Source organism: Rhodococcus sp. APC 3903 (genome assembly GCF_030407755.1).
In the GTDB taxonomy this organism is placed as follows: domain Bacteria; phylum Actinomycetota; class Actinomycetes; order Mycobacteriales; family Mycobacteriaceae; genus Rhodococcus_F; species Rhodococcus_F erythropolis.
Genome location: NZ_JASDCV010000055.1, coordinates 1 through 12997 on the forward strand (window position 1 = coordinate 1; position 12997 = coordinate 12997).

Annotated in this window: 3 protein-coding genes and 1 pseudogene; 3 read left to right on the plus strand and 1 reads right to left on the minus strand. The window is 61.6% G+C overall.

All coding sequences use genetic code 11. From position 1 onward, the window contains the following. Nucleotides 1-7: 7 nt before the first annotated feature. Nucleotides 8-8653: a non-ribosomal peptide synthetase gene (locus QMA15_RS32030; RefSeq protein WP_290289039.1), complete on the plus strand. Its 8646-nt coding sequence runs from the start codon at nucleotides 8-10 to the stop codon at nucleotides 8651-8653. Between the two features lie 34 nt (nucleotides 8654-8687). Here the strand turns inward: QMA15_RS32030 and QMA15_RS32035 are convergent, their stop codons facing one another. Then, a complete protein-coding gene (locus QMA15_RS32035; protein ID WP_172933584.1) occupies nucleotides 8688-9299 on the minus strand; it encodes a glyoxalase in 612 nt (203 codons plus the stop codon). A gap of 317 nt (nucleotides 9300-9616) precedes the next feature. Between QMA15_RS32035 and QMA15_RS32040 the strand changes: the two genes are divergently transcribed. Together QMA15_RS32040 and QMA15_RS32045 are read left to right on the plus strand one after the other, a co-directional pair. After that, complete coding sequence (locus QMA15_RS32040) at nucleotides 9617-12721, plus strand: multicopper oxidase domain-containing protein (protein ID WP_290289044.1); 3105 nt, start codon at nucleotides 9617-9619, stop codon at nucleotides 12719-12721. A 118-nt stretch (nucleotides 12722-12839) separates the two neighbouring features. Beyond that, a pseudogene (locus tag QMA15_RS32045) lies at nucleotides 12840-12997 on the plus strand (HNH endonuclease); the annotation flags it as partial.

Consider the following 12997-nt stretch of genomic DNA (forward strand, 5'->3'; position numbering starts at 1 on the left):
CTTCGAGTTGGGTGGTAATTCGCTCAATGCGACCAGACTTGTCAGCCGCATCAACCAACACGCCGGTACCGCGTTGCCGCTTCGCACGTTGTTCGATCACCCTTCTGTGGCGGAACTTGCTATAGCACTGGACAATGCAGAGCGTGCCGACAGGCCTGCCCTCGAGATCCAGACACGCCCGGAGCGGATCCCGCTTTCACTTGCACAGAATCGGATGTGGTTCCTCAATCAGTACGATGTCGAATCTGCGGCATACAACATCCCGTTGGCCATCCGACTCGCCGGCACCGTTGACGTTCCGGCGCTTCGCCGCGCCTTCGGTGATGTTCTGACGCGCCATGAGTCGCTGCGAACAGTGTTCCCCGACAACGGCGACGGCCCCGTCCAGGTGATCCTGACACCCGAGGACGTCGAGTTCGATCTGAGCCCGATCGACGTCGACCGTGGCGACCTCGACACTCGCATACTCGAGGTCATGTCCGAAGGTTTCGACGTCACGGCTTCCGTGCCGATTCGCGTGAAGTTGTACCGCGTCGAGGAATTCGAGCATGTACTGGTGATGTCGGTGCATCACATCAGTGCGGACGGCGTGTCCATGACGCCGTTGGCTCGCGACGTCATGATCGCCTACTCGGCACGGTTGACCGGCCAGGCCCCCTTCTGGGCGCCGCTGGAGATCCAGTATGCCGACTTTGCGCTGTGGCAGCGGGCGCTCCTCGGTGACGAGGCGGACTCGAAGAGCATCGCATCGACTCAGATCGATTACTGGAAATCAACATTGGACGGTATTCCGGAACTACTGGAGCTTCCGGCCGATCGACCGCGACCGGCTGTGGCCACCCAGAACGGTGCGATGGTTCGATTCGACATCGCGTCCGAGATCATGGATCGCGTTCGTGAGATCGCCGATCACCACAACGCAAGTGTGTTCATGGTGATTCACGCTGCGTATGCGGCACTGTTGGCGAGAGTGTCGGCGAGCACCGACATCGTCGTCGGCACGCCTGTGTCCGGACGAGGCGAAGCGGCTCTCGAGGATCTCATCGGAATGTTCGTCGGGACGGTCGTCCTGCGAACGGATGCCGACCCCGCACTGACGTTCGCGCAGTTGGTCGACCAGGTGCGTGACCGAGATCTGAGTGCGTTCGGCAACGTCGATGTGCCTTTCGAGAGACTGGTGGACGCTCTGCAACCTGTTCGCTCACAGGCTCACACACCGCTGTTCCAAGTCACGTTTGCCTACGAGTATATCGAAGACGCCACGTTCGAGCTTCCTGATCTGCGGGTGTCCGCCGTCGAATTCGACGTCACTCCAGCTCAATTCGATCTTGCCTTGACGTTGTTCGAGACCACGGAATCAACCAGCGGCGCAGACACCGAGTCGGTAGCGGTGAGTGGCTCGCTGACCTACGCGACGGATTTGTTCGACCGTTCCACGGCTGCGTCGTTCGCCGACCGATTCGTCATGATGCTCGAGCAGCTGACGCGGGATCCCGCGAGAGTAATCGGGGATATCGACGTTCTGAATCGGGACGAGCAGAACCTACTGGTGCCGGTGCGAGGACTTACGGCGGCGCATCCCGCGACTCTGTCCGAGCTGATTTTTGCTGCGGTCTCGTCGAATCCAACGGGGATCGCCTTCCTGTGGAATGGCCGCGCCGTCACCTATACCGAGGCCGACGAACTCTCGACCCGCCTCGCTCACGTCCTGCTGCGACGCGACATCACACCGGAAACATTTGTGGCGCTGGCTCTTCCGCGATCGCTCGAATCCGTCCTCGCAGTCTGGGCGGTTGCCAAGACGGGTGCCGCATATCTGCCGGTCGACCCGAGTTATCCGGCCGATCGCATCGACCACATTCTCGAAGATTCTCGAGCGCGGTTGGGTGTGACGATCGCCGAGCAGCGTCAGTTCCTACCCGACGACGTCGAATGGTTGGTCCTCGAGGACATCGCCGAAGAACTGGCGGCAGCCCCGGCGAGCGCGAGCTGGCCGCCGGTGCGGATCGACAATCCGGCGTACATGATCTACACGTCGGGTTCGACGGGCAAGCCCAAGGGCGTGGTTGTCACTCATTCCGGTCTCGCCAACTTGGCGGCCGAACGGCGTGAGCACTACCAGATCACGTCCGACGCCCGGTTCCTGCACACCGCGTCACCCAGCTTCGACATGGCTGTCGGCGAAATGATCTCCGCGCTCTCTGCTGCAGCAACATTGGTGATCGTTCCGGTGACCACGATCGGTGGTGACGACTTGGCCGAGTTGTTGGACTCGCAACGAGTCACCCACGCTCTGATCACCCCGGCCGTTCTGAGCACGATCGCCCCCCACGACCACGAACATCTTCGCGTTCTCGGTGTGGGCGGTGAAGCGGTATCCGCTGAACTGGTCGATCGTTGGCAGCCAGGGCGAACGATGCTCAACGGCTACGGACCGACCGAGGCGACCGACATCTCCACAGTTGCAGACCTCGAAGCGGGACAACCTGTCACGGTCGGTAAACCTGTGCGCGGATTCCGGACCCTGATCCTGGACACTCGACTGCGACCGGTGCCGATCGGTACGCCTGGTGAACTGTACGTGGCGGGGCCCGCTTTGGCTCGCGGTTACCACAACCAACACATTCTCACCGCAACACGATTCATCGCCGATCCCCACGGTGATCCAGGACAGCGCATGTACCGGACCGGCGACATCGCTGCCTGGACGGCCGATCTCACCATCGAGTACCGCGGACGGATCGACAGTCAGGTCAAGATCCGAGGTCAACGCATCGAGCTCGGTGAAATCGAGACGGTAGCAACACAATGCGACGAGATCGCGCAATCCGTGGTGCTTGTCGTCGAGACTGCACTGGGCAAGCGGCTGGCGGCATACCTGGTGCCGCAAGCTGGGCGCGTGATCGATACCGAGTCCGTAAGGCGTTATCTGGAGTCCGCGCTGCCACGACCGATGGTGCCCGACGCGTATGTCGTGCTGGACGCTCTACCGGTGACCGTGAACGGAAAGCTCGACCGCAAGGCTCTTCCCGCTCCGACGTTCTCCGCGTCGAAGGTGCGCTATCGAGCACCCGCGTCCGAGACGGAAGAGATCCTCGCTTCGCTGTTCGCAGACCTGCTCGGTGTCGAGGCGGTGAGCGTCGACGATTCGTTCTTCGGGCTCGGCGGCGACAGCATCGCATCCATCCAACTGGTCTCCCGAGCGAAGGCTCGTGGTCTCGTGATGACCCCACGAGACGTCTTCGAACAGAAGACCGTTGCCGCGCTGGCACAGGTCGTTTTGCGATCTGACGCGCCGGCGCAGATGGTACTTGCCGAACTGCCGGGCAACGGTGTCGGAGAGTTGCCGCTGACGCCGGTGATGCGCATGGTGCTCGGCAGCACCGATCACTTCGATCGCTACTCACAGTCGATCGCACTGGATCTGCCAGTCGGCGTCGATCAGGCGGGGATCGTCGCCACGGTGGCCGCCGTCGTCGATCACCACGACATGCTTCGGTCGACCTTGCACAGCAAAGCTTTGCACGTGGCCGAGCCCGGAAGCGTGGACGTGGCCGCACGTGTGCGGAAGGTCGACTTCGATCCCGCTGCCGTCGACAGCGCGGAAAGCTTGACCGAATTGGCACGATCCCAAGTGGAACTGGCTCGACGAGAACTTGATCCGCGCGGCGGTGTGATGTTCGCGTGCGTCTGGCTCGCGCCGGTGGGTGACGCGGAAAAGGCGACCGGGCGACTGCTCGTCGTGATGCACCATCTGGTCGTCGACGGAGTGTCGTGGCGAATCCTGGTGCCGGACTTCATGACCGCGTGGGCACAGATCTCCAATGGTGCGCCGGCGCAGCTGGCACCTGTCGGCACGTCGATGCGTCGCTGGGCACATGCGCTGCAGGACAGTGCAGTTGGGGCGACGGCAGACCTGCCGACGTGGCGGGCAATCGTCGACGGCGAGGACCCGGATCTGGGATCGGCGCGCTTCGACCCCTCGCTCGATCTGGTCGCCACTGTCCGCGACATCGAGGTGCGCGTCGACGCGTCGACGACTCAGGCACTGCTGACCGAGCTTCCGGCCGCATTCCGTGGCGGCGTCAACGACGGTTTGCTGACAGCTCTGGCGCTTGCAGTCACTCGGTGGCGTCGCGAACGAGGCGTGCACACCACATCGACGCTCATCCAGATGGAAGGTCACGGGCGAGAAGAGCAGACTGCACCCGGTGCTGACCTCTCGCGTACCGTCGGTTGGTTCACCAGCGTCTATCCCGTGCGCCTCGAACTCGGTGCGCTCGACATCGACGACGCCATGCGCGGCGGCGTCGCGGCGGGTCGGGCCGTGAAGTCGGTCAAGGAACAACTGCTCGCCGTGCCCGGTCGTGGCATCGGCTACGGGGTCCTCCGATATCTGACCGGCAGTGACATGTCCGGCAGTGACATGACCGGCAGCGACCCGGGTACACCACTGCCGGACGGCATGCCGCAAATCAGTTTCAACTACCTCGGTCGCGTGTCTGCCGGCAGCGTCCCGGAGGAGTTCGCCGATTTGGGGTGGACTCCGTCCGTGGATGTCGGTGACATCGAAGGTCCCGGAAACCCCGACATGCCTGCCGCCGCAGTTCTCGACATCAACGCGATAGTCACAGACATTTCGGGTGATGCCGAGTTGTCCGCGACGTTCTCCTACGCCGGACGCCTCCTGACCGAAGCGGACGTCCGAGGCTTGGCGGAGTACTGGGCGAGCGCGCTGCGGAGCCTGGTCTCCCACGTCGGCAGAGGTGCTGGGGGAGGCCTGACGCCTTCCGACGTTCCGTTGGTGACGGTCTCTCAAGAGGACATCGATGTCTGGGAAGACCGGTATCCGCTGGTCAGTGACATTTGGCCACTGTCGCCGTTGCAGCACGGACTTGCCTTCCACTCGTTGCTCGCCGTCAACAGTGCCGACGTTTATCAGACCCAGATGGTTCTGGAGCTGACAGGAACTGTCGATCCGATACGAATGAACCGGGCCGTGACTGCTCTGCTGAACCGTCACGACAACCTACGGACCGCCTTTGTCGCCGATCTGTCCGGCGAACTCGCGCAAATCGTTCTCGGTGAGGTCGATGTCCCGTGGCGTGTGGTCGACCTCGGTGCCGAGCCTGCGAGTGAGCGCGAAGCTGTCTACGAGCGAACCCTCGCGCGCGATCGATCCGAGCGTTTCGATTTGGCAACACCGCCATTGCTTCGGTTCACGCTCATCACACGAGATCCCAGTCGACACGCGCTTGCAGTGACATTGCACCACATTCTTCTCGACGGGTGGTCGATGCCGCTTCTGATGAAGGACCTGATGGTTCTGTACGCAACGCACGGCGACGAGTCGGTGCTTCCCCGCGCAGCGTCCTATCGTAATTACCTGTCCTGGTTGAATTTTCGGGAAGCTGCGGAATCCGAGTTGGCGTGGGCCGAGGCGCTGTCCGGGCTCGAGCAGCCGACCCTGCTCGCCGGGGAAGGGTCTGCTGGTTCGAGTGCCGGCACCGTCGAGTCGGTTGTGACTCAGGTGGAGCCCGAACTCGCCGAGCAGCTCGGTGCCTTCAGCGCCGACAACGGCGTCACATTGAACACCATGATGCAGGCCGGTTGGGGAATTCTGCTGGCGCGCCAGCTGGGTCGAACGGATGTCGTGTTCGGTGCAACCGTGTCGGGTCGTCCTCCCGAGCTCGATCATGTCGAGTCGATGGTCGGCCTGTTCATCAACACGCTGCCCGTCCGGGTCACGATCGACCCCGCGGAGTCTTTGCGTTCCTTGCTCTCACGGCTGCAGGCAGAACAGGCGGCGCTTCTCGAGCACCACCAACTCGGACTGACGGAGATCGTCAAGAGCGTCGGAAATGCCGCTGACTTCGACACGTTGACCGTCTTCGAGTCGTACCCCGTCGATACGGAAGGTATCGCTGCAACGAGCTCGATCGACGGCATGACGGTTACTGCGATCACCGGTGACGATGCGACCCACTATCCGTTGACACTTACCGTTGTCGCTGATGACGGCATCTCATTCACGCTCAAGTATCAGCAGGATGTCTTCGATGCGCCGACGATCGAGGTTCTGCGCGAGAGGATGCTTCGGATCCTGCGTGCATTCGTGGAGTTGCCGGACACCGCTGCCGGAATCCTGGATGTTCTGGGGCCCGACGAGCGTCGCCTGCTTGTCCCGGTATCGGGCCTGCCGGCTGCGCCCAGCGCAACCCTGGCTGACCTCATCGCTTCCGCCGTCACACAGAACCCCGACGGAATCGCGATCTGGGCCGACGGGCGTGCGTGGACATACCGTGAAGCGGACGCCTGGTCGAACCGCCTTGCTTCCATCCTGCTCGATCACGGAGTCGGTCCGGAAACCTTTGTAGCAGTGGCACTCCGGCGATCGGCAGCGTCCGTGATGTCGGTGTGGGCAGTGACGAAGACCGGCGCCGCCTACTTGCCCGTCGATCCTGACTATCCGGTTGAGCGGATCGAACACATGATCACAGACTCCGGTGCTGTCATCGGCATCAGCCGAGGTGGGAATCAACTTCCCGATTCGGTGCGCTGGCTCGATCTGGACGCACTCGAAACCGCGATCCAAGAGCTACCCGAGTCGAGTATCGCGGGAGCGGCTCGCATCGACAATCCGGCCTACATGATCTACACGTCCGGATCCACGGGCAAACCGAAGGGCGTCGTGGTCACGCATGGTGGTCTCGCGAATCTTGCCGCCGAGCGTCGTGAGCACTATCGCGTCGACTCGCACTCACGATTCCTGCACAACACCTCGCCGAGCTTCGACATGTCGGTGGGTGAAATGATGTCGGCGCTCTCCGCGGCGGCGACTCTGGTCGTCACACCGCCTACCATCCTGGGCGGAGAAGAGTTGTCTCGGTTCATGATCGGACGTCGGGTCACTCACGCACTGATCACTCCGGCGATGTTGACGTCGATGGAACCGGAAGGGCTCGAAGAGCTTCGGGTTCTCGGTGTGGGCGGGGAAGCGGTATCTGCCGAACTGGTGAACCGTTGGCAGCGTGGTCGAACCATGCTCAACGGGTACGGGCCTACCGAGGCAACCGACATCTCCACCGTCGGTGATCTCGTCGCGGGCAAACCAGTCACGATCGGATCACCCGTGCGTGGATTCGACACTCTGATCCTCGACTCGCGACTGCTCCCGGTGCCGATCGGGACGCCGGGCGAACTGTACGTGTCCGGGCCAGCTCTCGCCCGGGGATACCATGACCAGTCCGTGCTCACGGCAACCCGGTTTGTTGCCAACCCGCACGGCCGGCCGGGTGATCGTCTGTATCGCACGGGCGACATTGCCGCCTGGACACCCGAACTCACCATCGAGTACCGGGGCAGGACCGACACTCAGGTCAAAATTCGTGGTCATCGCATCGAACTCGGGGAGATCGACGCGGCGCTGCACGCACACCCGGACGTGGATGTGGCCATGACCCGCGGCAAGAGGACACCGTCCGGGGACACCGCGTTGGTCGCGTACGTCGTGCCGACGCCGGGGACTGCGCCGGAGGTGAGTCAGGTCGTCGCCTTTGTCTCCGAGTTCTTGCCACGTCACATGATCCCTAGCGCTGTCGTCTTCATCGACAAGGTGCCGACGACACCGACAGGAAAGGTCGACGAGAAGGCATTGCCGACCCCTGATTTTGCGTCGAAGATTGTGTATCGGGAGCCGAGCACGCCTGCGGAAATCGCTGTGGCCACTGCCTTCTCGGAGGTCCTCGCGATTGCTGGCGTCGGCGCCGACGACAACTTCTTCGAACTCGGTGGCAACTCACTGTCGGCGATGCGAGTAGTGACCAAACTGCGGATGTCGTTTGCTCGCGAGATCCCATTGCAGTGGTTGATGACCGAGCCGACTCCGGCGTCGATTGCGATTCGTGTCGACTCCGGACAAGAATCTTCCGGCGCGCTGGACGTCGTGTTCCCGATTCGGACGACCGGTGATCGGCCGCCTGTGTTCTTCGTCCATCCGATCGTCGGCCTGGCCTGGAGCTATGCCGGCTTGGCGCCGTACATCGATTCGGCGACTCCGATGTACGGGATCCAAACTCCAGCAGTCTCGTCCGCGGATCCGCTGCCGGAGTCCATCGAGTTCACCGCCGCCAGGTACCTCGAGGAAGTTCGAAAAATCCAGCCTGAAGGTCCGTATCACCTTGCCGGTTGGTCGCTCGGTGGCGTGATCGCACACTCGATGGCGGTGCTATTGCAGGCAGCGGGCGAGTCGGTCGATTCGTTGGTGATGCTGGACAGCTTCGCCCATGCCGCTGAAGGCGGTGAAGGTTCGGACGCTGACGACGACGCGGACATGGGACTCGAGTTCGCGCACGCCATGGGCGAGTTGACTTCGGAAGATGTCGGCAGGCTTGTCTTCGCGGCCCGGCACAACGACACGTTGATGCAGGCTCACCAGCCGGGGATCTTCGATGGCGACGTGCTGTATTTCACTGCAGCGCTGGATGATCCATGGCTGAACCGTGGAGTCGATTCATGGCGTGCGTATGTCAGCGGGGATATCGTGAATCACCCCGTCGAGTGCACTCACTGGGACATCACCTCGCCCGCCGCTCTCGAGACCGTTGGTCCGTTGATGGCGCACAACTTGGAGAGGATTCGTCGGATGTCCTGAGTCGGGCGGGCGTGTTCTCGAGACACCACCTGTGTCAGGAATTGGTGCTTTCCCAGGCGAAACCGTCAGGATCCGCGAAGGGTTCGGACGCACCGGTGATGGTGATTCGGTGCGATCCGGTGCCCTCGGGAGCGAGCCCGGCGTCCTTTGCCAGGGCGCCTCGGCCGTACAGTGCCAGCGTGACATTGTTTGCTGCGCTGGTGAATTCGACGTACTTGCGGCCGAAGCTCTTCGACACCTCGAGGCCGTGGTCGAGGTAGAACTGCTTGCTGGCCTTGACGTCTTCGGCGCCGAGCAGCAGCACGAGGCTGTCGATTGTGCGGGTGGCGGGTTCATTGTTCTTCTTCGACGACGTGGCGATCTTCCAGATCGAACCGTCCGGAGCCTGAAGGACTCCGCCGTATCCCCAGAGGGATTTCTTCACCGGCTTCAAGACGGCGGCACCGGCTGCGAGTGCGGCGCCGACGAAAGCGTCGACGATGTTCGGTTGGGAGACGACGAGCGAAAGGGTGTACCCACGAAACCCGGTTGTCGGTTCGTTCGATTCGCGTAGCTGGATTCGATCTCCGACGCCGAGAGCGTTGTAGAAGGCTTCGGCTGCGACGAGGTCGGGTACGTCGAGGATCACGGATTGCGCGGTGGTCATCTGGGCGCTCCCTGCTGATGTGTGGATTGACGACGTGTGGTCGGAAGTGGACTTCTGTGGTGTGTTCATGTGTTTCAACGTAATTGCGGGCCCAGTGGCTGTGCTTCTCGATTTCTGATCGGTTTGCTGAGACTGCTTGCAAGGTGCAGCGCTCGAGCGGGCACTAGGTGGGCAATTTGTCGTGAATGTACTGTTCAGCCGATGTTTTCTCGATAGGCTGATGAGCGCTGATCGGACGTATCTCACGCCACCATGGAACGGGGAAACCAGTGATCGCACTGCGAGGAAAGTCGTTAGCCGCAGCAGTAGTGGTGTCCATGACGATGGCGTTGGCCGCGTGTACGTCCGCTGAATCGGCGCCCGAGGTGGGCGCGAACTACGGCTCGGACGGAACCGCCGTCGACTACCGGGAGCCGGTGAAACTGAGTAGCCGAGATGGTGTTCTCGAGGTGCGCTTGTCCGCTCATCAGGGAGTGATTCCGCTCGATACCGCTTCGGCGCCTGTGTCGAATTTTCTGCTCTTCGGGTACGAGGTCATCCGCGGTACGGCGTCGGACGGATCGACCTCGGCGAGTGACGTCTATCCGGCGCCGACTCTCCGCGCCAATCCCGGAGAGCGATTGATCATTCATTACGACAACGATTTGCAGGATCTCACGATCGAGGACTTCTACGATCCGGCATTCACACCGGCGGGCGGGGACGTGCCGATCTATCCGCCGGCGCTGACGTCGGCTCCGCTGAATCTGCACACGCACGGAGTGCACGTGAGTCCGGACGGCAATGCGGACAACGTGTTGCTCAACATTCCCGCCGGCCAGGGAAACGTGTACGACTACGCGATTCCGGGGACGATGCCGAACGGTCTCTACTGGTACCACAGTCACCGGCACACCCTCACCGCCCAGCAGACGTACATGGGCTTGGCCGGGCTCCTTGAAATCGGCCGGCCGGACGGAAATTTGCCTGTCGTGACGGCAAACGACGTTCCGATTCGCGATATGGCACTGCAGTACAACTTCGTATTCGACCGCAAAGGAAAGGGCCGACAGCTCAACGACGCGAACTGGCCCCAATTCGTCAGTACGTTGACGCCACCCGCCGGTACGGAATTAGCCGACGGGACGTACCGTCCGAGCCTTGCTCCGGTGAATTTCTCGGACACTACCGAGGGCGCGCAGTATTTCACCAACTGGTACGCGGGACCGTTGTCCCCGGCCAATCATCGTGGACAGAATCAATTCGTTCCAGGCAATCTGCAGAGCTTCGTGGGTGAATCGACGAGTGTTCCGGCCGATCCCTCACTGCCGGACAACCAACGCGATGTGCAGTACACCGTGAACGGTCAGTTCCAGCCGTCGCTGAAACTGAAGCCGGGGCAGACCGAGATCTGGGTGCTTGCCAACATCAGCGACTTTGCCTACATGCCGGTTACGTTGACGGAAACCGCAACCGGCACCCATCCGAAGTTCGCAATCGTGGGGCAGGACGGAAACCCGTTCGACGAGGTCAGGCCACCCGTGGACGGGGACGGAACCAGGCTGGTGATTCCGCCGGCCTCGCGCTATGCAATCGCCGTGACGATGCCGGAGTCCGGCGATCTGGTGCTGGAGATGCCACCGCTGGAAGGTGCGAAACCGGTGAGCAATCCGGGAATTCTCTATACCAACAACGGTACCGACAATCCGCCCGCCGAACTCGGAACCGTCACCGTCGACCCGTCGGTGATCAGTTACGCGGACGGATTCTTCACGTTCCCGACTCAGCAGTTGATCCGCGCGACGCCAGACGAGGGCGAAGGGAAGACGACTCCCTTCGAGTTCGGACAGAAGCTCGATACCTACACCTCGTTCGTGGATACAGCAGCGATGACGCCCGACGTGACCCGCAACCTCACAGTGTCCGGTGGGTTCGGAAACGAGAAGGCCAGCAACAGCGATCCGAAGGCCTTCACCTACGAATTCGCCGACAACACGTTCCCCAACATCCCGCTGATTCAACCGCGGCTGAATTCCGTTGAAGAATGGAAGATCACGAACCTCAACAACGACGAACACCCGATGCATATTCACGTGAACGACTTCCAAGTGATGGAAGTCGTTGATCCCGTCGCAGGGACGAGGACGGGGGTTCAGCCCTGGGGGATCGACAATGTGAACGTGCCTGCTCCGGTGACTGACGAGAATGAGAATGCTCTCGAGCCTGCGTCAGTGACGTTGCGAACGAAGTTCACCGAGTACACCGGAACCTTTGTGATTCACTGCCACCGACTCAATCACGAGGACAACGGTTTGATGGCTACCGTCAACGTGATTCCCGAGGTATCGACGTATGCCGTCGCGATACCTGGTTCGGCCGGCGTGCCCGCCAAGGTGCAGATATTCGATGCCAACGGCGACAAACTGATCACCGCTGTGACGCCCTTCCCGTCGTTCGAAGGCACCCCGAGTGTGGCGATGGCGGACGTGAACGGAGACATGGTGCTTGATCTGGTCGCTGGAACAGGGGCAGGCTCGGCTCCGGAAGTGGTGGCGTACAACGCAGTCGGCGGCGTGCCGTTCGCCGACGAGTTGGCAAGATTTGCGCCCTTCGATGTGGGTTTCCGCGGTGGAGTGAACGTCGGCGGCGTCGATATCGACGGAAACGCATTGGCGGACAACATCATCGTTGCGTCGGGCCCGGGGATGGAGTCGCAGGTCAAGATTTACTCCACCGACCTTCCGGCGGACAAGAGGTCCGCACCCGCAGAATTCGGTTCGTTCTCGCCGTACCCGGGATCGAGTAGCGGAGTCACGTTCGCAACCGGAATGGTTGACAGTCACTCCGGTCGAGCGAGCATCGTGACAGCACCCGGTGCGGGCGAGGAGCCGTTGATCAAGACGTTCCGCTACGACCTGTACGAACCGACGGCCGCTGCGCAGGGCGACTCCGATGAACACGCAGGTCATACGGATGGTCCGGTAACGACATCACAGTTCTTGGCCTTCGACCAGGGCTACCGCGACGGGGTGTCTCTGTCGACGGGTTGGGTGGCCGGCGCCGAGGGCGGCGCAAAGTCGATAGTGGCAGGCATGCTCGGAGGAGACGGATCAATCCGCGTCTTCTCGAGTGGATCCAGGCTCGACGGTGCACCCGAGATGTACCTCGAGAGTCCAGATCACCATTCGACGGACGTGGCATTTCGGGAGGTTGCAGCTTTCGACCCGTTCACCGATCCAGGGTCGGGTGTGGGAGTGGCCACGACGAGCACGACTACCGGCGCGGATCTCCTCGTCAGCGGCAGCAACGGAACGGGTGCCGAAGTTCGGAAATTCACTCTCGGTCGTGCCGATCCGTCTGCGACCACATTGACACCGACGCTTGTGGGAACGCTGCCGCCCTATCCCGTCGGCGGGGGAGTTCTGCCGCTCGGTGGTCGATGATCAGGTTTTGAGATTTTCTGAAAGTAGTTATATATCAACCGGTCTCGAGTTCGATGTTTCTTGAAACCTGTCCGTTATGTCTCTGGATCTCGAAAGTATGTTCGATTAGACTTTGAGTATGGACAGTCGGGAAGCGTGGCAGCTGGATGGCGAGGGCCTCAAGAGTGAGGTTCTGGATCTGGTGCGTGTCCGACACGAGTTGCAGTCGCGGATGGTGTTGTTGATCGTGGAAATGTTTTCCCGTGAGGTTCTCGGGGGGAAGGGTTTTCGGGCGAT

Coding starts and splice junctions, on each gene's coding strand:
- QMA15_RS32035 (WP_172933584.1), bottom strand. CDS start 9,299: ATGACCACCGCGCAATCCGTGATCCTCGACGTACCCGACCTCGTCGCA.
- QMA15_RS32040 (WP_290289044.1), top strand. CDS start 9,617: ATGACGATGGCGTTGGCCGCGTGTACGTCCGCTGAATCGGCGCCCGAG.